Source organism: Uliginosibacterium sp. sgz301328, from assembly GCF_041807905.1.
In the GTDB taxonomy this organism is placed as follows: domain Bacteria; phylum Pseudomonadota; class Gammaproteobacteria; order Burkholderiales; family Rhodocyclaceae; genus JBGVSA01.
On sequence record NZ_JBGVSA010000015.1, the window covers coordinates 48,742 to 70,099 of the forward strand.

Consider the following 21,358-nt stretch of genomic DNA (forward strand, 5'->3'; position numbering starts at 1 on the left):
GATAGCCGGTTTGCCACCCGACTCGTCCCCGCCCGCCATGAGCAATAACGATCTTCTCAATCGATCCCGCAACGCCGTGTGGCACCCCTGCACGCAGATGAAGCAGCACGAGACGCTGCCGATCGTGCCGATCGTCCGCGGCGAAGGACCATGGCTCATCGACGCCGACGGTCACCGTTACCTGGATGCGGTCAGTTCGTGGTGGGTCAACCTGTTCGGCCACTGCAACGAGCACATCAACATGCGCCTGCGCGAACAGATGGAAAAGCTCGAACACGTGATCCTGGCCGGCTTCACGCACCAGCCGGTGGTGGAACTGTCCGAGCGTCTGTCCGCAATGACGGGCGGTGCGCTTGGCCATGCGTTCTACGCATCCGACGGCGCTTCGGCGACCGAGATCGCGATGAAAATGAGTGCCCACTATTGGCGCAACGTTGGACGCAACGGAAAGAACGGCTTCGTGAGCCTCGCAGGCAGTTATCACGGAGAGACCGTCGGCGCGCTCGCGGTGACGGACATCCCCCTTTTCCGCGAAGCGTACGGGCCAATGGTACGTGCCGCGGCAACCGTCCCCTCCCCCGACGCACGACGGGCAAACGATGGTGAGGGCGCAAAGGACGTCGCCGTCCGCGCCGCCCGCGCATTGGAATCGTACCTCGCCGAACATCATGCCAGCATCGCTGCCTTGATCGTCGAGCCGCTCGTGCAATGCGCCAACGGCATGACCATGTATGACCCGGAATACCTCCGACTGGCCCGCGCGATCTGCCATCGTTACGACGTCCACCTCATCGCGGACGAAATTGCCGTCGGTTGTGGGCGCACGGGGAGTTTCTTCGCTGTCGAACAAGCGGGAATCTGGCCAGACTTTCTGTGCCTGTCGAAGGGTATCTCGGGCGGCTACCTGCCGCTGTCATTGGTCCTCACGACCGACCAGGTGTTCGACGCGTTCTATGACGACGACGTGACGCGTGGTTTTCTGCATTCGCATTCGTACACCGGCAATGCACTGGCGTGCACCGCAGCGCTCGCCACGCTTGAACTGTTCGAGCGCGATGACGTACTCGTCGCCAACCAGCAGCGTGCACAGTGGATGGCGACCGCCGCGCAAGCCTTGGTCGACCATCCGGCGGTGAGCCACGTGCGCCAGCGCGGGACGATCCTGGCGTTCGACGTCGACGCCCGACCGGGCTTTTCGCGCACGTTCTACCGCCAGTCGCTAAAGCGCGGCCTGCTGCTGCGCCCGATCGGCAACACGGTCTATTGGATGCCGCCCTACGTACTCGACGAAGATCAGTGCGATTGGCTGGGCAGACAGACGCTCGAAGCATTGGACACGGCGCTCGCCTGATCGAGACGAAAAAAAAACGGCGCCCGCGGGCGCCGTTCTTCTTTTGGCCAGGCAGGATCAGCCGCGATCGAAGCGACCGCCGCCGCGCCCTTGGCGATCGTTGCCACGTCCTTCAAAGCGAGGACGGTCACCCGACGGGCGACGGTCGTTGCTCCACTGACTTTCGCGGCGCGGACGATCACCAAAACCACCCGCGGCCGGACGGGCGGTGTTGCCACCGTCGCGACGCGCGAAGCTGTTGCCACGATCATTGCTGCGTTCGCCGAAGCCACCGCGATCGCCATACGTGCCGCGATTGCCCCAATTGTCGTCACGGCGGGCCGGCGCGCCTTCGCGCTGCGGACGGTCGCCCCATTGGCGGCCCTCGCCGCCACGCTGACCACCACCCTGCCCACGCGAACCTTCGCCACCAAAGCCGCGGCCGTTGCGACGGTCGCCGAAGCGACGGTTCGGGTCACGCGGCTGGGGCTTGAAGTGCGGCTCGAGACCCTCGATCACGTGAACCGGAATGTTCTGCGTGGTAAAGCGTTCGATGGCCCGCACCTTGCCACGCTCAGCCGGGCCGGCCAGCGTGATTGCCACACCGCTGCGCCCCGCGCGGCCCGTACGACCGATACGGTGCACGTAGTCTTCGGCACGCATCGGCATGCCGTAGTTGATGACGTGGCTGATGGTCGGAACGTCGATGCCACGAGCGGCAACGTCGGTCGCGACCAGCACGCGCACTTCGCCGCGGCGCAGGGCCGTCAGCGTGCGATTGCGCTTGGCTTGCGGCATATCGCCATGCAGGGACGCAGCGGCAAAGCCATCGGTCGCCAGGCGGTCGGCCAGGAATTCGGTATCGCGCTTGGTTGCGGCGAAGATGATCGCCTGCTGCACGTCGTTACCGCGCAGCAGATGGTTGAGCAGACGCCCCTTGTGCGCGTCGTCATCGGCAAAGTGCAGGCGCTGTTCGATGTTTTCGTGCGTGTCGCGGTGCGTGGCGAGTTCAATGCGCGTGGGTTCGCGCAGCATCTCTTCGGCAAGACGGCCGACCTGTCCTCCGAAGGTGGCAGAGAACATCACCGTCTGGCGCTCTTCGGGCAGCGCGGCAGCGATCTGCTCGATGTCTTCAATGAAGCCCATGTCGAGCATGCGATCGGCTTCGTCCAGCACCAGCATTTCGAGGCGCGAGAAATCGATGCGGCCACGGTCGATGTAGTCCAGCAGACGGCCCGGCGTGGCCACGAGCACGTCGACATGCTGACGCAGCAGGCGAATCTGCGCGGGGTACGGCATGCCGCCCACGACAGACACCACGCGCACGCGACGCATCGCACGGCCGTAGGTTTCGGCGGCCTTGGTCACTTGCAGCGCAAGTTCGCGGGTCGGGGTCAGCACCAGAATGCGCGGACCGATGCTGCGAATGGGCGACTCCATCGTCAGGCGATGCAGCGCCGGCAGCATGAAAGCCGCAGTCTTGCCGCTACCCGTGGCAGCCGACACCATCAGGTCGCCCCCTGCGAGCGCCGCCGGAATCGACTGGGCTTGAACGGGGGTCGGCTCTGTGTAGCCTGCCGCACGAATGGATTTGAGCAGGACGTCGTGGAGTCCCAGGGTTTCGAATGACATTATTTTCTTTCGTTATGGCAGCACAGGACCGCGGCCCGGGGGAAAGGGCAAAGCGGCACCCACTGCGCAAGTGGGCGCGATTGGCGCGCAAGCATCGGCGCCAAACCTGACAAGACACGGAGCTTCCGGATTGAACGGAATGTGCAGCGGAGGGGTCGGGAGCGGATGAATTCAGGCAGGAACCCAAGGTTCCAGCAAGTGCATGATTATACGGGCATCCCCTTAGGGCCGCCAGTACTTTTTGCGATGCGTCAACGTAAGTCTGCCGTGCCAGCATGCTGCGCCAGCACGGACCGCGGCGGATCAGTCGGTCGATGCACCGGCGATGGCCCGGTAAGCCTGCACGCCCGCGTAGATTTCCTGGCGGGCAGCGTCAGGCCCGTCCCAGCCGAGCACTTTGACCCACTTGCCGACCTCCAGGTCCTTGTAATGCTGGAAAAAGTGTTCGATCTGGCGCAGCAATAGCGGCGGCATGTCTTCATATGTAAACACGCGGTCGTACAACGGCGTGATCTTGGGCACGGGCACGGCCAGCACCTTGGAGTCGTCCCCGGCTTCGTCCTGCATCAGCAGCACCCCCACCGGCCGGCAGCGGATCACCACACCCGGGATGAGCGCGAAGGGCGCGACCACCAGCACATCCACGGGATCCCCGTCGCCCGCGACGGAGTGCGGCACATAACCGTAATTGCAGGGATAGGACATCGACGTACCCATGAAGCGGTCCACGAACACCGCACCGCTGTCCTTGTCGATCTCGTACTTGATGGGGTCGGCGTTGGCCGGGATTTCGACGATGACGTTGATGTCATTGGGCACGTCCAGCCCGGGGGAAACGCTCTTGAAACTCATGGAATCTCTCTGTGGTTTTGGGGACCGCGCCCGATTATGACAGGCCGTCCTGACGGAAAACTTGCGGTACGGGATATCCACGAGACCACCCATACAACACCGTATGGATGCACCGCAGCGTACCGCTCGCGTCGTTCGGCGGCCTTGTGGGCCGGCCGAAAGAACTCTTACTGAGCTTCGAAGCCGGCGTCGCGCACGGCCTGCTTGAGCTGCTCCGGCGTCACTTTTGCCGAATCGATATGCATCGATGCGCGAGCGGTCTCAAGGCTCACCTTGACGTCTTCCACCCCGTCGAAAGCCGACAGCACACGCGTGACCGAGCTGACGCAGCCCCCACAGCTCATACCTTGAACCGAAAAATCGAGTGATTGCATGATTCCTCCAGAAATATGCCAGTCGCCTCAGCAGATGACGCCTTCCCATAGGCGCCCACCCAGATGAGGCGCACGAATCAAGCCGAAGACACCGAATCCGATGACAACGGCGCCGGCAAACAGTCGCACCCCGGTGCGTCGGATCAGGTCGCGGAAGCGCGCCAGCAGAACGCCGGCCAGAAAAAGATTGGGCAAGGTGCCGAGGCCGAAAGCCAGCATCAAGGCACCGCCCCGCAACGCAGAGCCGCTCACGAGAGCCGTACTGAGAATACTGTAGGTCAGCCCGCAGGGCAGAAAGCCCCACAGCAGGCCAAGCGGTAGCGCGTGGCGCCATGACTGCGCCGGCAGAAATCGGCGCGACAAGGGTTGCACGCGCGCCCAGAGACGGTGGCCTGCGCGTTCGATCGGTGCGAGCACGCGCGTGAGGCCAGTCAGATACAACCCGAGCCCAACCAGCATGAGGTTGGCCAGCACGTACAGGGACATCTGTATCGGCAGCCAGCGATTGAAAAGCAATGTCGCGGAGCCGATTGCGCCGACGGCAGCACCGATAGCGGCATAGCTGGTGACGCGGCCGATGTTGTAGGCCAGATGCAGCGGCCACTTCCGTCCGCCTTGCCCGGGCACGCCGACCGTGAGGGCGCCCACGACGCCGCCGCACATGCCAATGCAATGCGCGCCGCCGAGGAGGCCGATGAGGAAGACTGCGATGTAACCCGTTTCGAGCATGGGCGAACGCCCGGTCAGTGCATTAGCCTGCCATGGTAGCGCGCGCCCGCCCTGGAGTGAAACCCGCGCAGCGCGCTTGCCGCCACGAGGTCAGATGACTTTGGAGTACCGTGTAGAGCCCTTGTCGGCCCGCAGATAGGCATCGAACGCCATGGCGATTACGCGTACCAGATAGCGGCCAGCCTCGGTAACCACTAAACGGGAGGGCTCAATGCGAACAAGTCCGGCCCCTTCAAGCGCGCGCAAGTCTTCGAACTCGGCCGCGAAATACTCGGCAAACCGGGCGTCGAACGGCTCGCCCTTCCGGTCTGTGAAAAGATGCCCGAAGTCACGCTCCAGTTCAGTGAACGTCAGTTCGAATTGGCACATCAGGGACTGGATGATGGCACGGCGGAGTTCGTCCTCCTCCGACATGACCCAGCCACGAATGATGGGGAGCTCATCGCGGTCAAGCGCCGCGTAGTAGCCGTCCAGCGTACGGTCATTCTGTGTATAGACGCCGTCCGCCAGCCCAATGGCCGATACGCCGAAGGCCAGCAGGTCGCAATCGGCGTGCGTGGAATAGCCTTGAAAGTTGCGGTGGAGCGTACCGGCACGCTGGGCGATGGCCAATTCGTCGTCGGGGCGCGCAAAGTGATCCATGCCTATGTACACATAGCCCGCGCTCACCAGGCGTTCGACCGCCGATTGTAGGATCGCCATTTTTTCGGTCGGCGGAGGCAACGCATCGCCGTTGATGCGCCGCTGCGGCATGAATTTCGCCGGCAGATGCGCGTAGCTGTAGAGCGACAGGCGGTCCGGCTGCAACGACAATACATGCGCGAGCGTATTGTCAAAACTCCGAGCAGTTTGGTGAGGCAATCCGTAAATCAGGTCAATGCTCACCGAGCGAAACCCATAATCACGGGCGGCGTTAATAACTGTTCTCGTTTCTTCAATGCTTTGCAGGCGATTTACCGCCTTTTGCACCGCTGGATCAAAATCCTGAACGCCTATGCTGACACGATTGAAACCGGCCTCCGCCAGAATTTTCATACGCGTCACATCTGCGCGCCTGGGATCAATCTCTATGGAATGCTCACCCTCGGGGTCAAGCGCGAAAATTTTACAAATACCATCGACCAGGCGCTGCGTATCTTCGACCGTCAGGAAGGTTGGGGTGCCCCCGCCCCAATGCATCTGCGAAACGCGTTGCTTTCCCGGGAGATCACGGGATTTGAGCGACATTTCCCTCAAAAGGTAGTCGACATACCGGGTCCCGAGGACGCGATTTTTGGCCGCAATCTTGTTGCAGGCACAATAAAAACAAACGGTGTCGCAAAAAGGAATATGGAAATATAATGATAGCGATCGACCCATAGAGGGTCTGGCCTGCGATGCTGAACGGCTCGTCAGGGCGGACAGGTCGGAGGCATCGACAAAGCGGTCTGCCGTGGGATACGAAGTGTATCGCGGACCGGGTATATCGTATTTACCAATTAATGCCGGATTAATAAGAGTATTCTGACTCACGGCTACCAAATGTTATCAGCGATGGAACATTTTGTCAGAATAACCTGATCGTAATTTGACGGCAAACAAGGGAAACGTATCGTGGATCAGATCGTTACTACACCGCTCACTCTTGCTGCGACCCGCGTCGCTTGTTCCCAATGCAGCCTGCGCGAACTGTGCCTGGCCGGCGGTCTGGACGATTCCGACCTGCATCGGCTCGACGAGATGGTGCAACGTCGCAAGGTCAAGCGGCAGCATCAGATGTTCCGCGCCGGCGACCCCTTCGAAGCCATCTACGCAGTACGTACGGGCTTCTTCAAAACCGACATCCTGACCGAAGAAGGTTTGGAGCAAGTCACAGGCTTCCACATGGCAGGTGAAATCCTCGGCCTGGACGGTATCAACACCGATCACCACGTCTGCAATGCAACCGCGCTGGAAGATAGCGAAGTCTGCGTGATGCCCTATGCGCAACTCGAAGAGATCTCGCGCGCCATCCCGTCCTTGCAGTTGCAGTTCCACAAATTCATGAGCCGCGAGATCGTTCGCGACCAGGGCCTCATGATTCTGCTGGGTTCCATGCGCGCCGAGGAGCGCATCGCCGCCTTCCTGATCAATCTGTCGCAACGCATGAAAGCGCGCGGCTATTCCGCCTATGAATTCCACCTGCGCATGACGCGTGAAGAAATCGGCTCGTACCTGGGGCTGAAGCTCGAAACCGTCAGCCGCACCTTCTCCAAGTTCCATGACGAAGGTCTGATCAGCGTGCAGCAGAAGCACATCCGCATCCTTGACGCGGACGGCCTGCGCGCCCTGCTCAACCATACGACCTGCTAAAGTTGCACGCCTCTGGCACTTGCAAGCCCGGCAATGCCGGGCTTTGTCTTTTTTGGGCGCCGCGAGCAGCCCCAGTGGTCCCGTCGAGGTGCCATACCAGTAGAGTTTCAGCGATTGACCCGCATCAATCGGCTTGTCCCATCGGCGAGGCTGATCGAGATATAGTCATCATGTGATCGTCAAAAAGGAGGGCTTTGAACCATGTACAAACACATCCTTGTCCCGACCGACGGTTCCGCGCTGTCTACGCATGCAGTGGAAAGCGCAATCAAGTTTGCCGCGTCGATAGGAGCACGCATCACGCTGCTCTACGTACAGCCAGACTACCCTCGCCCCATTGTCGGCGAAGGCGCGTTGATCGCCCCCGAGAATCGCGAAGAGTTCCAGGAAGAAACCTCCAAGCAAGCGAACTCGATCCTGGCCTCTGCGCAGGCTGCCGCCCGCGCGGCAGGCGTGACTGCGGTGAGCTACACGGAAGTCAGCGACATTCCATTCCAGATCATCATCGACACGGCTGAGCGGGAAGGCTGCGACCTCGTCTTCATGGCCTCGCACGGCCGGCGAGGTCTGGCGGGCCTATTGATTGGCTCGGAAACCAACAAGGTGCTGACACACAGCAAGATTCCGGTGCTGGTCTACCGCGAAAGCTGATCCGTCCGACCGGGCATAACGGCCACTTACGAGTGGCCGTTTATTTGTTCACGACTGCGCTCAAAGAACAGCGTGGCGAGGCTCGATGCGATGCAGACGAGCCATAGGGCAAAGAAGCCAATGGTATAGGTGGCCATGGCGGAGAAATTCACCGGTTGGCCAAAGAAATACAGCGTCTGTGGATCGACCACGGTGAAGAAGATGATCTCGGCGATGCCCGCCATCAAGAATGACGGCCAGAGCACCAGAATCCATTTGTTCATCGCACCCTCCTCGCATCGGGTTCGGGGGCGCACCAGATGCTCTGGCGCGGAACGGGGCCGTCAGGTGGCGGGCTGTATGAGCAGCTTGGTCGAGCCCGGCAGGCGCGCTTCCTGAACCATGCGCCAGCTCTTGCTTTCGTCTTCCAGGCTGATGTCCCATCGCCCTGACTGGACAGGCTTGAAACTACCGACGTAGCGTCCGTTTTTCAAGTCGAGGACGACGTCCTGGTCGAGGCCCTGTCTCGTAGGATGCAGAAGTGTCACGTGCAATCGAGCGGGAAGGCTCACACCCTCTCGCGCGAACAGCTCGACACTCATCTGATCCGTCGTCGGATCCATCGACAATTGCGCGCGTAGTCCGAGCTGACGCGCCATGTTGTCGCGCGCAATGGTCTCATTGATAGCAAGCCCGCGCTGATAGTAATCGTCTGCGACTACGCCATCATCGCTACGAATCGCGAAGAACAGTGTAGCAATGCCCGCCACGACGGCGGTTGCGGGCAGCCCCATCAATATCCAGGGCCACGGCTCCCGGTACCACGGTTTGGTGGCACGAATGCTGTTCAAGGGGGTTGGGGGCACAGCTTTCTCTCTCTCAGGGCATGATAAATACGGCTTTTTCGCGCACGAATTCGTCGGCGTACCCTTCGGCACGCACTTCGAAATAGATGGCGTGCGATCCCTTGCTTGCGCTGTCGACCGGCACGCGAACGCGCAGGGTGGCCGTGCTGTTCTCGGCGGGATTGATGTCGAAACGCGTCCGACCGTCGATGCGTATGCCGTCCAGGCCGGTTGCCGAGACATTCAACGTGCGTGGCGCCTCGGACATGTTCATGAGATGCAGGATGTAGACATTCTCGATGAGACCATCCTCGACTTCGCGCGTCAGCGTCGTCCGATCCTTGATGACATCGACCCGGATATCCTCGCGGCTGACCAGCGCATAGGCAAATGCGAGCACGATGGCCGCGAGCACGCCGGCATATACAAGAACGCGCGGGCGTAGCACGTGACTGACGATCTCCTTGCGTCCCCAGCGTTTCTCGATGGCGTTCTCGGTCGAGTAGCGGATCAGCCCCGGCGCATAGCCCATCTTGTCCATGACTTGGTCGCAGGCGTCTATGCACGCTGCGCAACCGATGCATTCGTACTGGAGCCCCTGGCGGATGTCGATCCCGGTTGGGCACACCTGAACGCAAATGCCGCAATCGACGCAATCGCCCTTGCCGATGCTGCGCGGCTCCACACCACGTTTGCGTGACCCTCGCGGCTCACCCCGGGCGGTGTCATACGTAATCACCAGCGTATCGGGGTCGAACATGACGCTCTGGAATCGCGCGTACGGACACATGTACTTGCAGACCTGCTCGCGCATCACCCCGGCCATGAGGTAGGTGAAACCGCCGTAGAACAGAATCCAGAACGCCGACCATCCGCTCACGCCGAAGGCGGCGATATCAGAAACCAGCGGCTTGATCGGTGTGAAATAGCCCACGAACGTGATGCCGGTCCACAACGCGATCGCAGCCCACGCGAGGTACTTTGCGCCCTTGACCAGGACCTTGTGCCCGCCCCAGGGCATCTGATCGAGCTTCATCTGGCGCTGCCGATTGCCCTCGATCTTCTGCTCGATCCACATGAAGATTTCGGTATAAACCGTCTGTGGACAGGTGAAACCACACCATAGCCGTCCGGCCACGGCGGTGAACAGAAACAGGGACAGCGCGCTGATAATCAACAGCACCGCCAGATAGAAGACGTCCTGCGGCCAGAAGACCCAGCCAAAGATGTAGAACTTGCGCTCGACCAGGTCGAACAACACCGACTGCCGTCCGTTCCAGGGCACCCAGCACAATCCATAGAAGAGAAGCTGTGTTGCCCACACCATGATCCAGCGCCACGTCGCAAAGCGTCCCGTGACGGCACGCGGATAGACCTTCTTGCGGACCTCATAGAGATCATCGCCTTCCGCTGGCTGAATGGGGATTACATGGGCCTTCGCGCGGATCTTCGGCTTGCCGACTGCGTTGAAGGCTGATGAGGGATCGTCGGGTGCTGGCATTTCGCTGGCCTGGAATCATGCAAGAAAGGCCGTGCGGCGGCCCGAATAAGCGCCAACGGTGGGCGGCGCTTGCCGGCGGACCTCGGCCCGCCAGCAAATATACCTGTGCTTACTGCTTGCGAGGCAGGCTCAGCACATAGGCTGCAAGCAGATGCACCTTGCTCTCGCCGAGCAGCTCCTTGAAGGACGGCATCTGGTTGTCGCGGCCCTTGCTCACCGTTTCGATGATGGTCGCTTCGGACGAACCATACAACCACACCTTGTCGGTCAGGTTCGGGGCGCCAAGCGCCGTGTTGCCCTTGCCGTCCGGCCCATGGCAGGCCACGCAGGTCGTCTGGAAAATCTGGCGACCGCGGGCGGAACGCACGGAGTCGTTGGCCAGGCCAGACAACGAGCGCACGTAGTTCGCGACATCCTTCACGCCGTCACCGCCGAGTACCGCCCCCCAGGGCGGCATGGTGCCATGGCGCCCGCCCAGGATCGTCGTCTGAATGGTTTCGGGCTCGCCGCCATACAGCCAGTCGCTATCGGTCAGGTTGGGGAAGCCCTTCGCACCGCGCGCATCTGCTCCATGGCACTGCGCGCAATAGGTCAGGAACAAACGTTGGCCCATGGCGTTGGCCTCGGCATCGTTCGACAATGCCACGAGATCCTGCTTCGCGAACTTGTCAAAGATCGGGTCATAGCGCTTGTGAGCCACGTCCATTTCGGAGTCGTACTGCCCCACCGAGGTCCAGCCCAGTTGCCCCTTGAAGCCGGCAAAGCCATACAGCGCGAGGTAGCCGACGGCAAAGATGATGGTCATCCAGAACAGGTACATCCACCACCGCGGCAAGGGATTGTTGTACTCCTGCAGGTCACCATCCCAGACGTGCCCCTGTAATTCGGCCGGCCCCGCCTTGCGCTTGGTGTTGTTGGCAGCCAGCACGACAGCGCAGAAAAGCAGGCTCAGGGCAACGAGCCCAACCACGTAGTACACCCAGAAATCGCTGACGAAATCACTCATGATGGGTTATCCATGATTTTGGGGCCCGGCCTTGTCGTCGGCGGGTGCCTCATCTTCAGTAAACGGCGCTTTTTCCGCCTCATCGAAACGACGCTTGGCCGGCTTGCTGTACGCCCACACGGCAATGCCGATGAAGCACAGCAAGCCGAGCACGGTGAGCATGGAGCGGAAGAAATCCAGATCCATGTCAGCGGATACCCTTGATCGTCGTGCCCATGCCTTGCAGGTAGGCGATGAGCGCATCCAGCTCGGTCTTGCCTTCCAGTTGCTTGCGGGCTCCGGCGATCTCGGCATCGGTATAGGGCACGCCAACCGTGCGCAGCGCAGACATCTTCTTCTCGATGTCGTCCGCCTTGACCGGGCGATCCAGCCACGGGAAAGCCGGCATGTTCGACTCGGGAACCACGTCGCGCGGATTGATCAGGTGCGCGCGATGCCACAGGTCGGAGTAGCGCCCCCCAACGCGAGCCAGATCCGGGCCGGTCCGTTTGGAGCCCCACTGGAACGGGTGGTCATACACGAACTCGCCCGCGACTGAGTAATGCCCATAGCGCTCGGTCTCGGCGCGGAACGGGCGGATCATCTGCGAATGGCAGTTATAGCAGCCTTCACGCAGATAGATGTCCCGACCGACCAGACGCACCGGATCGTAGGGCTGGAGGCCCTGCACCGGCGTCGTCGTCGAGTGCTGGAAAAACAGCGGCACGATTTCTACGAGCCCGCCAACGCTGATCACGATCAAGGTCAGGATGATCAGCCAGGAGACGTTCTTTTCGACGATTTCGTTGTTCATCTTCATGTTCGGGGTCCCGTCAATGAGCCGCCACCGGCGTCAGCACCGGCGCATCGACAGCTTTGTTGCCCGCAATCGTGCGGATCATGTTGTAGGCCATGAGGAACATGCCCGCCAGGAACAACACGCCACCAGCCAAGCGCACCGTCCAGAACGGGTAGCTGGCCTTGACGCTCTCCACGAACGAATAGGTCAGCGTGCCGTCAACGTTGGTCGCGCGCCACATCAAGCCTTGCATGACGCCAGCAATCCACATCGAGGCGATGTACAGGACGACACCGATCGTGGCAATCCAGAAGTGTGCGGTGACCAGGCGCGGCGAATACATCTCGGTGCGGCCCCACAGGCGCGGCAGCAGGTAGTACACCGAACCGATCGAAATCATCGCCACCCAACCCAACGCGCCTGAGTGGACATGGCCGATCGTCCAGTCCGTGTAGTGCGACAGCGCATTGACGGTCTTGATGGACATCATCGGCCCCTCGAACGTCGACATGCCGTAGAACGACAACGAGGTGATCAGAAACTTGAGGATCGGATCGGTGCGCAACTTATGCCAGGCGCCGGACAAAGTCATGATCCCGTTGATCATGCCGCCCCAGCTTGGCGCCAGCAGAATCAGCGAGAACACCATGCCAAGCGACTGTGCCCAGTCAGGCAGGGCGGTGTAATGCAGGTGGTGAGGACCTGCCCACATATAGGTGAAGATCAGCGCCCAGAAGTGCACCACCGACAGGCGATACGAATACACGGGACGCCCGGCCTGCTTGGGCACGAAGTAGTACATCATCCCGAGGAAGCCCGCCGTCAGGAAGAAACCCACGGCGTTGTGGCCATACCACCACTGCACCATCGCATCCTGCACGCCGGAATATGCCGAATAGGACTTCCACAGCGAAACAGGGATTTCTGCAGAATTGACGATATGCAGGATCGCCACGGCAAGAATGAAGGCGCCGTAGAACCAGTTGGCGACATAGATGTAGGGCACCTTGCGCTTGGCGAGCGTTCCGAAAAACACGACGGCGTATGCGACCCAGACCACGGCAATCAAGATGTCGATGGGCCACTCCAGTTCTGCGTACTCCTTGCCCGACGTGAAGCCCAGGGGCAAGGTAATGGCGGCAGCAACGATCACCAGTTGCCAGCCCCAGAACACGAACGAAGCCAGGGCGGGTGCGAACAGACCCGTGTGGCAGGTGCGCTGCACGACGTAGAACGACGTCCCCATCAGCGCGCAGCCGCCGAAGGCAAAAATGACAGCGTTGGTATGCAAGGGGCGCAGGCGGCCGAAATGGAACCACTCTGCGAAATTCAGCTGGGGCCAGACAAGCTGTGCTGCGATGACGACGCCGACAAGCATGCCGACAATGCCCCAAACAACTGTCATCACCGCGAACTGGCGAACGACCTGATCGTCATAAGTCGCCTGAGTCTGCATGTGCGCTACCTCAATATTGGAGAACAGGGATACAAATGCTTTTCTTCCGTCTGCCAGCCACATCAGGATCGATGAACCGACACGAGCGGCGACGGCCTCTACGACAGCTCTCAAGATAGACGAGCCGCGTGATAGCGCGATAGCCGGAAGTTAATGAAGCGTGAAAGCCGGCACTTGATCTAAATCAAATGCCAAAAGTTCTGTGAAATTTGTGGGGATTTGCTGCGGTGCGGAGTGTAGCATCGGCGCCGAAAGCGCAGCGCCAAAAAAAAGGGTGCGACAAGCGCACCCCCAACCCCAACAGAGAGACTTAGCGGATCGAAAGCTGCATTGAAACTTGCTTCTGAGCGAAGCGCTTTCTTCACCGGCGCCGATGTGTGATCGGCATAGGTCGCAGTATCCCGATATCGGGGTTGGTATGCATTGATAGGGATCAACCCAAACAAGCGTCAGTTTTTCCGTTTGTCTTCGCCCTGCTCGATCTCATCCGTATCGGGCATCGGCCGCTCATCGTCCAGCAGCACTTTCCACGCAGGCCCTTCGAGATCATCGAACTGTCCGCTGCGCACCGACCACCAGAATATCCCGGCAATGATGAAAACCAGGACGATCGAGAGCGGCACGAGAATGTAAAGACTGCTTTCCATGAGGGCGGTGTCGCACCTTAGGCGGCGAACTGATGCTTGACGCGCAGCGTCTGGCCACGCTCGATCAATCCCTGCAGACGGTCGATGTTTGGATGCTTGCCTGGGTTCTCTTTTGCGTCTTCGGCATGCTCGGCATACAGCTCAAGACCCTTGCGCGCGGCGTCCGGCGAGATTGCCCCGAAAGTCTGCGCGAGATGGTTGTAGACGGCCAGCGACCCCGCCTGCCCCGGCTTGTTCTCGATCGTTGCCACGACTTCTCCTTCGGCATCGATCAACTGGATTGCGTCGAGGTGCGATACGCCGGGAAGTTGCTTGAGAGTGTCCGCAAACGCCATGGGCCTGTTCCTGTTCGTTCGTGATAGAAGGGCGCCATTCTAGTCTGTTCGCACCGCGTGCTGCGCCAGGGCCCAGGCCACATGCTCGCGCACCAGCGGTGACGGATCCTCGCGGCGGGCCTGCAGCGCCTGTATCACCTCGGTGGAACGTGGAGCGTTGCCGAGCGCGACCGCAATATTGCGAAGCCATCGCTCGTGGCCGATACGAAGAATCGGAGACCCCGCCATGCGCTCGCGGAACTCCGCCTCTGTCCAGGCGAACAAATCCGCCAACCGGGAGCCGTCCAATCCATTGCGGATATCAAAATCAGCCTCACCCGTATGACGGGCGAACCGATTCCATGGACAGACGAGCTGGCAGTCGTCGCAACCATAGATGCGGCTTCCCATCTGGCTGCGCAGCGCCTCCGGAATCGAACCCTGCAGTTCGATCGTGAGGTAAGAAATGCACCGCCGCGCATCCAGCTTGTATGGGCCGATGATCGCGCCGGTCGGGCAAGCGTCGATGCATCGGCTGCAGCGGCCACAGTGCTCTCCAATCGGTTCATCGACCGGCAGCGCCAGATCCACGTAGATTTCGCCCAGAAAAAAATACGAACCGGCCTCTCGATGCAGCAGCAAAGTGTGCTTGCCTCGCCAACCGATACCGGCCTTCTGTGCAAGAGCGACCTCCATGACAGGAGCAGAGTCTACGAACACGCGATGGCCGAATGGCCCCACGGCATCGGCAATCCGGTCGGCCAGCTTTTGCAGCCGGGCACGCAAAACCTTGTGATAATCGCGCCCCAGCGCGTAGCGGGCGACGTAGCCACGCCCTTTGTCTGCCAGGACAGCCTCGGCCTGCCCCTGTCCCGCCTCGGGCCAGTAATTCATGCGGGCGCTGATGACGCTGATCGTTCCAGGCACTAAGTCGGCCGGCCGCGTTCGTTTGCTGCCATGGCGGACCATATAATCCATGTCGCCATGAAAGCCGGCCCTCAACCATGCCTCCAGACCGGCTTCTGCCTCGGGCAAATCAATGCCCGCGAAGCCAAGCGCATCGAAGCCTAATTCCATGCCCCATCGGCGGATATCGTCCGCCAACGAGACACCATCGAGAGGTTGTTCTACATGTCTGCCATTCACGCCCCGGATGATAGTGCCAAGGTTCTCTACTTGCAGGACGAAAGTGCGACTGAGGCGCTTGGTGCCTGGCTGGCGGACGTGGTCGAACCGGGCTTGGTGATCTGGCTGTCAGGCGACCTCGGAGCGGGCAAAACAACGCTGACACGAGGGCTGTTGCGCGCTCTCGGACACGCCGGCAGCGTAAAAAGTCCAACCTACACCTTGATCGAACCTTACGTAGTTTCTAAAATCCCGCTGTATCACTTTGATTTTTATCGCTTCAGCGACCCGGAAGAATTTCTCGATGCCGGACTGGAAGAATATTTCGCTGGTGACGCAGTGTGTCTCGTTGAATGGGCCGATAAAGCAGGCCCTTACGTGCCGCGCCCGGACATCGAAATCCGCCTTGTCGTTGAAGGGAATGGGCGCCGCGCCGAATGCCGCGGGGTGTCGGAACGAGGGCGCGCATGTCTGAACACAAGCAAATCAATCCCTGCATCTATTCGAGGCGAGCCTTCCTGAAGGCCGGCAGCGCGGTGATGACCTTGATGGTCACGCCGCTGGCGCTTGGCGCAGAAGCCCGGATTCTCGCCGTACGGGTATGGCCGGCGCAGGACTACACCCGCATCACGCTCGAGGGCAAGGACGTCCTCAAGTACACACAGCAGATCGTCAAAGATCCCGAACGCCTCGTGCTGGACCTTGAAGGCGTAGAACTGAATAGCGTGATCGAGAGTCTTCCGTCCAAGATCACGGCAGACGATCCCTATATCAAGCTCATCCGTGCCGGGCGCAACCGTCCGGGCGTCGTGCGCCTGGTCGTCGAGCTCAAATCCGAGGTCAAGCCGCAGACCTTCACGCTCCCGCCCATTGGCGAATACGGCAACCGGCTGGTTGTGGACCTTTACCCCGCCGAGCCACTCGATCCATTGATGGCGCTGATCGAAAAGTCCAGCCCGCAGGCCGCGGCCTCCGGCGACCCTGGCCCGCACGACAAGACGATCGATATCACGCGCGCCACGCCGCAACCGGACAAGACGATTCCGGATTTCGCCGAACCCGCGAAGACAGTCGCAGACGCCCCTTCTGCCAAGGTCCCGGGGACCAAGAGCAACGTAGACCGGCTCATCACCATTGCAGTCGATCCCGGCCACGGGGGCGAAGACCCAGGAGCCGTGGGTGCCGCCGGCAACTACGAAAAACACGTCACGCTGCAGATTGCCAAGCGGCTCAAAGCAAAGATCGATGCCGAGCCCAACATGCGCTGCATGCTGACGCGCGATGCTGACTTCTTCGTGCCTCTGGGCATGCGTGTGCAAAAGGCGCGCAGGGTACAGGCCGACCTCTTCATGTCGATCCACGCCGATGCCTTCATCCGCCCCGATGCACGGGGTAGTTCGGTGTTCATGCTGTCCGAGCGCGGCGCATCGAGCACGGCGGCAAAATGGCTGGCAACCAAGGAGAATGCTTCCGATTTGATCGGTGGCGTCAACATTGCCACCAAGGACAGCCATCTGGCCAAGACGCTGCTCGATCTCTCGCAAACGGCAACGCTCAACGACAGCGCCAAACTCGCAAGAGCGGTGTTGACCGAAGTCGGCGGCATCAACAAGCTGCACAAGGGCGAAGTCGAGCAAGCCGGTTTTGCTGTGCTGAAGGCGCCCGATATTCCTTCGATCCTGGTCGAGACGGCATTCATTTCGAACCCGGAAGAAGAAAAGCGCCTGATTGACGATGCCTACCAGGACAAGATGGCCGACGCGCTACTGCGTGGGATCAAGCAGTACTTCTCCAAGAACCCACCACTATCCAAGTCACGGATGGCAATGCTTGACCGCTGACGGTCGCCAACATGTAAACCCGCATTAGCTGATCTGACTCAACTGCATTCCCGCCCCCTCGGGCGGGCAAGCGCTAGACTCAGGAATCGCTGGACACAGAAGATTCCGACATGAGTACTACACCAAAACATATCGACCCCCTCTACCCGGCGGCAAGCCGCCAGCAGCGGTTTACGCAGATGGGCCAAACGGGCGTCCGTCGCGGCTCCGGTACCTCCACAGTGCGTCCCTTGCAGGATCGTATCGGCCTGTGGGGCGACGTCGACCGGCAGGATCTCGATTCCCTCCTTCGCCAGTTGCGCGAACCCTCGTTCTGACCGAAGTCGTCGCGCGATCGCACGATCGCCCCAACAAGTCGCACGATTAGGGATAATGGCGGGATTCCGAATGCCAGCCCGCCATGCCCGTCATCCATCGCCTTCCTGAAGTTCTCATCAATCAGATCGCAGCGGGCGAGGTCGTCGAACGGCCTGCCTCCGTGCTCAAAGAGCTGATGGAAAACAGCCTCGACGCAGGCAGCCAGGCGATTGAGGTGCATCTTATGCAGGGCGGCATCAAACAGATCCGCATCGTCGACGACGGCTGCGGCATCGATCGCGAAGACCTTTCTCTGGCGCTCGAACGCCACGCCACCAGCAAGATCGCCAGTCTCGAAGACCTCGAGGCGGTCGGCACGATGGGCTTTCGGGGAGAGGCGCTGGCGGCGATTTCTTCAGTGGCGCGCACTCGCGTCACCAGTCGTGCCACCGACGCAGCGCACGCATGGCGAGTCACCGAACGCGAGCGCGAGCCGATACCCGCGGCGCTCAACCAGGGCACGGTGATCGAGGTCGAAGATCTCTACTACAACACGCCTGCGCGCCGGAAGTTTCTCAAGTCCGACAGCACCGAATTCGGCCACTGCGACGATGTGTTCCGTCGTATCGCATTGGCTCGCCCCGACGTTGGCTTTCTGCTGACCCACAACGGGCGCGTGAGTCTGCGACTGGCCGCTGGTAACGCAGAACGACGCACGCGCGAGTTGCTGGGCGACGATTTCATGGCGCATGCGCGCGCGGTCGATGTCGCCTCCGGAGCTTTGCGCCTGAGCGGATTCGCCGCCCTGCCCGCGTATGCACGCGCCACCCGCGACGCACAGTACTTCTACGTGAACGGCCGTTTCGTGCGCGACAAGCTCATCCAACACGCCCTGCGCGAATCGTATGCCGACATCCTGCACGGCAGCCGCTATCCAGTATTCGCCCTTTTCCTCGAACTCGATCCAACCGGCGTGGACGTCAACGTGCATCCGGCGAAGACCGAAGTCCGCTTCCGCGAAGGACGAGCGATCCACCAGTTCGTCTATCACGGCGTCAGCCGCACACTGGCAGTGCCGGTGCAGAGCGCGGCGGCACCGTCGAATTTCGCTGCCGCACCCGATGAGCAGGGTCTGCCCGTCGCGCAACAACAATCCATCGACCGGCCGTACGCCGTGCGCAGCCCTACCGAGCAGGTCGCCCTGGCGGTCGAAGAGCCTTCGCTTTCACGCTACTTCGCGCCATCAGCACCCGCGCAACGCATGCCGAGCCTCGACGCCATTGCGGCAGTCGGGCGAATCTCCGTCACGCCGACGAGCCTGCCGCAGACTTCGCAAGGAGCGCCGCTCGGCTACGCCGTCGCACAACTGCACGGGGTTTACGTGCTTGCGCAGAACGAAGCCGGCCTCGTCCTGGTCGACATGCACGCGGCGCACGAACGCATCCTGTATGAACAGCTCAAGCATGTACTGGATGGCAATCCCGGTATTCAGCGACTGCTGATTCCGGCGGTGTTCAACGCCAGCAAGGTCGAAATGGCAACAGCCGAAGAGCATGCCGATACCTTGCAGCAAATGGGCTTCGACGTGTCCCCGGCGGGTCCCAGCGAGCTGGCGGCGCGCAGCGTGCCGGCGCTTCTGGCCCGCGCTTCGATTGCCGACCTGCTTCGCGCCCTATTGGCCGAGTTGCGCGACTATCCGGCTTCCGACGTCATGTCGGCTCGGCGCAACGAATTGCTGGCGACCATGGCATGTCACGGCGCAGTGCGCGCCAATCGGCAACTGACGATCCCGGAGATGAACGCGCTGTTGCGCGATATGGAAAACACCGAGCGCTCGGACCAGTGCAATCACGGCCGACCGACATGGGTCCAGTTGTCGATGAACGATCTGGACAAACTCTTCATGCGCGGCCAGTAAGCGGCTCGCATGACTCACCTGCGCCACACGCGCAGCCAAGCAAGACGAAAATATGCAACTTGATCGAATCCTCCAGAGCCAGGGTTTTGGCTCGCGCCGCGAATGCCGGGCGCTCGTCCGTGATGGCGAAGTAAAGATCGGCGGTGAAGTCATCACCGACCCGTTCGGCGAATACGACACCGATGGCTTTACGTTCGAGATCGGCGAATGGGAATGGCGCTATGCCGAGAAGGTCTACATCGCGCTGAACAAACCGCTCGATGTTGAGTGTTCGCGCAAGCCCAAACACAATCCCAGCGTATACAACCTGCTGCCCGAACCCGTCGTTGGGCGCGATGTACAAAGCGTCGGGCGACTCGACGTCGACACCTCCGGCTTGCTGCTTTTCTCTGACGACGGCCAGTTCATTCACGCGCTGTCGTCGCCAAAGCGCCACGTCACCAAGAGCTATCGCGCGACCATCAAGCATGTCATCGATGACTCGCTCATCGAGGCGCTGCTTGGCGGGGTGCAGTTGCTGGACGAACCCAAACCTGTCAGTGCGATCTCCGCCAAACGTGTCGACGCGCACACGCTCGAGCTGGTGGTGGACCAGGGCAAATACCATCTGGTCCGTCGCATGGTGGCGGCGGCGGGCAACCGCGTTGAAGCGCTGCATCGCTTCGCAGTTGGCGAACTTTCGCTTGAATCCGGCGTGCTACCGCAGCTCGACACCGAAGACTGGTGTTACCTCACCGACAAGCACCTGGCATTGCTTGGCTACACACCATCCGCCGACGGAAAGGCAGGCAAGTGATGGCCGACGATCGCGCTCGCAAGACGCTATCCCTGCCGCAAAAGGCGGCACAGTCTGCACAGGACATGCCGCGCAAGCGCCCTGCTCGCGTCAACCCGACCTTGCGTGATGCCGAACGCAGGGATTTGACGCGCGCTCGTCCGCAGAGTCCCGGCCCGTCCGCCAAGACTGAAGCCGCACCGACCAGGCAGCCGCGACAGCGCCCTGCCGCAATCATCGACCCAAACGCGCCTTTGCGGCTTTCCAAACGCATGGCGGAACTCGGTCTGTGTTCACGGCGAGAGGCGGACGATTACATCGCCCGCGGCTGGGTAAAAGTCGACGGCGTCATCGTCAATGAGCTCGGCAGCAAGGTGCTTCCGCAGCAGAAGATCGAACTCGCCCGCGAAGCCTCCGCCGTGCAGAACCGCCGCGTGACGATCCTGCTGCATAAGCCGATCGGCTACGTGTCAGGGCAGGCCGAAGACGGTTATCAACCTGCGAGCGTACTGATCTCCCGCGAGAATCAATGGGACCAGGACCCTGTTCGGCGGGAACTCAACGCATCGCTCCTCATCGGGCTGGCGCCCGCAGGCCGACTCGACATCGACTCGACCGGCCTGCTGATCCTCACCCAGGACGGGCGCGTCGCCAAGAAACTGATCGGCGAAGACAGCCAGATCGAGAAAGAGTATCTGGTACGGGTGCACGGCGAACTCTCGCCGGAAGGTCTTCGCCTGCTCAATCACGGTCTTTCGCTCGACGGCGTCCAGCTTCGCCCGGCCAAGGTCAGTTGGGCCAATGAAGATCAACTCAGGTTCGTCCTGCGAGAAGGCCGCAAGCGTCAGATCCGTCGCATGTGCGAACTCGTCGGACTACGCGTAGTCGGTCTCAAGCGCGTGCGCATCGGTCGTGTGCCGCTGGGCAAGTTGCCACAAGGTCAGTGGCGTTATCTCGGCGAAACCGAGGACTTCTGA

The 21,358-nt window shown here is 61.0% G+C and carries 24 protein-coding genes; 9 read left to right on the forward strand and 15 right to left on the reverse strand.

The genetic code is table 11. The features are described 5' to 3' along the window. Window positions 1-37 precede the first annotated feature (37 nt). Window positions 38-1,351 carry an adenosylmethionine--8-amino-7-oxononanoate transaminase gene (gene bioA / locus ACDA63_RS12705; protein WP_373663627.1) on the forward strand — a complete coding sequence of 438 codons (1,314 nt, stop codon included), beginning with the start codon at window positions 38-40 and terminating at the stop codon, window positions 1,349-1,351. A 57-nt stretch (window positions 1,352-1,408) separates the two neighbouring features. Here the strand turns inward: bioA and ACDA63_RS12710 are convergent, their stop codons facing one another. From ACDA63_RS12710 to hemN, 5 genes are all read right to left on the reverse strand, one after another. Beyond that, entirely contained in the window at window positions 1,409-2,962 is a 1,554-nt protein-coding gene (locus ACDA63_RS12710) for a DEAD/DEAH box helicase (protein WP_373663628.1), read from the reverse strand. Window positions 2,963-3,265: 303 nt separating this feature from the next. Further along, window positions 3,266-3,814: an inorganic diphosphatase gene (ppa, locus tag ACDA63_RS12715; protein ID WP_373663629.1), complete on the reverse strand. Its 549-nt coding sequence runs from the start codon at window positions 3,812-3,814 to the stop codon at window positions 3,266-3,268. A 167-nt stretch (window positions 3,815-3,981) separates the two neighbouring features. Then, a complete protein-coding gene (locus ACDA63_RS12720; protein ID WP_373663630.1) occupies window positions 3,982-4,188 on the reverse strand; it encodes a heavy-metal-associated domain-containing protein in 207 nt (68 codons plus the stop codon). A gap of 27 nt (window positions 4,189-4,215) precedes the next feature. Further along, window positions 4,216-4,917, reverse strand: a complete 702-nt coding sequence (locus ACDA63_RS12725; protein ID WP_373663631.1) for a sulfite exporter TauE/SafE family protein — start codon at window positions 4,915-4,917, stop codon at window positions 4,216-4,218. A 90-nt stretch (window positions 4,918-5,007) separates the two neighbouring features. Next, complete coding sequence (gene hemN, locus ACDA63_RS12730) at window positions 5,008-6,429, reverse strand: oxygen-independent coproporphyrinogen III oxidase (protein WP_373663632.1); 1,422 nt, start codon at window positions 6,427-6,429, stop codon at window positions 5,008-5,010. A gap of 81 nt (window positions 6,430-6,510) precedes the next feature. Here hemN and fnr point away from each other — a divergent pair, with 81 nt between their 5' ends. Together fnr and ACDA63_RS12740 are read left to right on the forward strand one after the other, a co-directional pair. Then, entirely contained in the window at window positions 6,511-7,248 is a 738-nt protein-coding gene (fnr, locus tag ACDA63_RS12735) for a fumarate/nitrate reduction transcriptional regulator Fnr (protein ID WP_373663633.1), read from the forward strand. A 201-nt stretch (window positions 7,249-7,449) separates the two neighbouring features. Next, the gene (locus tag ACDA63_RS12740) at window positions 7,450-7,899 is read left to right on the forward strand and encodes a universal stress protein (RefSeq protein WP_373663634.1); all 450 of its coding nucleotides are present in this window, start codon (window positions 7,450-7,452) and stop codon (window positions 7,897-7,899) included. Between the two features lie 26 nt (window positions 7,900-7,925). Here ACDA63_RS12740 and ACDA63_RS12745 read toward each other — a convergent pair whose 3' ends face one another. The 10 genes from ACDA63_RS12745 to queG all read right to left on the reverse strand — a co-directional run bounded on the left by ACDA63_RS12745 (window position 7,926) and on the right by queG (window position 15,571). Continuing rightward, complete coding sequence (locus ACDA63_RS12745; protein WP_373663635.1) at window positions 7,926-8,162, reverse strand: hypothetical protein; 237 nt, start codon at window positions 8,160-8,162, stop codon at window positions 7,926-7,928. Window positions 8,163-8,222: 60 nt separating this feature from the next. Beyond that, a complete protein-coding gene (locus ACDA63_RS12750; RefSeq protein ID WP_373663636.1) occupies window positions 8,223-8,729 on the reverse strand; it encodes a FixH family protein in 507 nt (168 codons plus the stop codon). A 28-nt stretch (window positions 8,730-8,757) separates the two neighbouring features. Beyond that, complete coding sequence (ccoG, locus tag ACDA63_RS12755) at window positions 8,758-10,224, reverse strand: cytochrome c oxidase accessory protein CcoG (protein ID WP_373663637.1); 1,467 nt, start codon at window positions 10,222-10,224, stop codon at window positions 8,758-8,760. A gap of 109 nt (window positions 10,225-10,333) precedes the next feature. Continuing rightward, window positions 10,334-11,230: a cytochrome-c oxidase, cbb3-type subunit III gene (gene ccoP / locus ACDA63_RS12760; RefSeq protein ID WP_373663638.1), complete on the reverse strand. Its 897-nt coding sequence runs from the start codon at window positions 11,228-11,230 to the stop codon at window positions 10,334-10,336. A gap of 6 nt (window positions 11,231-11,236) precedes the next feature. Beyond that, a complete protein-coding gene (locus tag ACDA63_RS12765) occupies window positions 11,237-11,416 on the reverse strand; it encodes a cbb3-type cytochrome oxidase subunit 3 (RefSeq protein WP_373663639.1) in 180 nt (59 codons plus the stop codon). A 1-nt stretch (window position 11,417) separates the two neighbouring features. Then, window positions 11,418-12,023 carry a cytochrome-c oxidase, cbb3-type subunit II gene (gene ccoO, locus ACDA63_RS12770; protein ID WP_373663683.1) on the reverse strand — a complete coding sequence of 202 codons (606 nt, stop codon included), beginning with the start codon at window positions 12,021-12,023 and terminating at the stop codon, window positions 11,418-11,420. 19 nt (window positions 12,024-12,042) lie between these two features. After that, a complete protein-coding gene (gene ccoN, locus ACDA63_RS12775; RefSeq protein WP_373663641.1) occupies window positions 12,043-13,464 on the reverse strand; it encodes a cytochrome-c oxidase, cbb3-type subunit I in 1,422 nt (473 codons plus the stop codon). Between the two features lie 449 nt (window positions 13,465-13,913). After that, on the reverse strand, window positions 13,914-14,111 hold the full coding sequence (gene ccoS, locus ACDA63_RS12780; protein ID WP_373663642.1) for a cbb3-type cytochrome oxidase assembly protein CcoS: 198 nt from the start codon (window positions 14,109-14,111) through the stop codon (window positions 13,914-13,916). A gap of 17 nt (window positions 14,112-14,128) precedes the next feature. Continuing rightward, window positions 14,129-14,446 (reverse strand): DUF2322 family protein, encoded by a 318-nt coding sequence (locus ACDA63_RS12785; RefSeq protein WP_373663643.1) that lies wholly within the window; start codon window positions 14,444-14,446, stop codon window positions 14,129-14,131. A 39-nt stretch (window positions 14,447-14,485) separates the two neighbouring features. Beyond that, the gene (gene queG, locus ACDA63_RS12790; RefSeq protein WP_373663644.1) at window positions 14,486-15,571 is read right to left on the reverse strand and encodes a tRNA epoxyqueuosine(34) reductase QueG; all 1,086 of its coding nucleotides are present in this window, start codon (window positions 15,569-15,571) and stop codon (window positions 14,486-14,488) included. On the opposite strand from queG, the gene tsaE reads away from it, so the two are divergent. The 6 genes from tsaE (at window position 15,557) to ACDA63_RS12820 (ending at window position 21,358) form a co-directional block, all read left to right on the forward strand. Beyond that, window positions 15,557-16,072: a tRNA (adenosine(37)-N6)-threonylcarbamoyltransferase complex ATPase subunit type 1 TsaE gene (tsaE, locus tag ACDA63_RS12795; protein ID WP_373663645.1), complete on the forward strand. Its 516-nt coding sequence runs from the start codon at window positions 15,557-15,559 to the stop codon at window positions 16,070-16,072. The two genes, queG and tsaE, sit on opposite strands and share 15 nt — an antisense overlap. Beyond that, window positions 16,018-17,391, forward strand: a complete 1,374-nt coding sequence (locus ACDA63_RS12800; RefSeq protein WP_373663646.1) for an N-acetylmuramoyl-L-alanine amidase — start codon at window positions 16,018-16,020, stop codon at window positions 17,389-17,391. The genes tsaE and ACDA63_RS12800 overlap by 55 nt, the downstream gene beginning before the upstream one ends. A gap of 110 nt (window positions 17,392-17,501) precedes the next feature. Beyond that, a complete protein-coding gene (locus ACDA63_RS12805) occupies window positions 17,502-17,708 on the forward strand; it encodes a hypothetical protein (protein ID WP_373663647.1) in 207 nt (68 codons plus the stop codon). 83 nt (window positions 17,709-17,791) lie between these two features. Further along, window positions 17,792-19,606, forward strand: coding sequence for a DNA mismatch repair endonuclease MutL (mutL, locus tag ACDA63_RS12810; protein ID WP_373663648.1), 1,815 nt, complete (start codon window positions 17,792-17,794; stop codon window positions 19,604-19,606). Window positions 19,607-19,658: 52 nt separating this feature from the next. Further along, window positions 19,659-20,402 (forward strand): pseudouridine synthase, encoded by a 744-nt coding sequence (locus ACDA63_RS12815; RefSeq protein WP_373663649.1) that lies wholly within the window; start codon window positions 19,659-19,661, stop codon window positions 20,400-20,402. Beyond that, window positions 20,402-21,358, forward strand: a complete 957-nt coding sequence (locus tag ACDA63_RS12820) for a pseudouridine synthase (protein ID WP_373663650.1) — start codon at window positions 20,402-20,404, stop codon at window positions 21,356-21,358. The genes ACDA63_RS12815 and ACDA63_RS12820 overlap by 1 nt, the downstream gene beginning before the upstream one ends.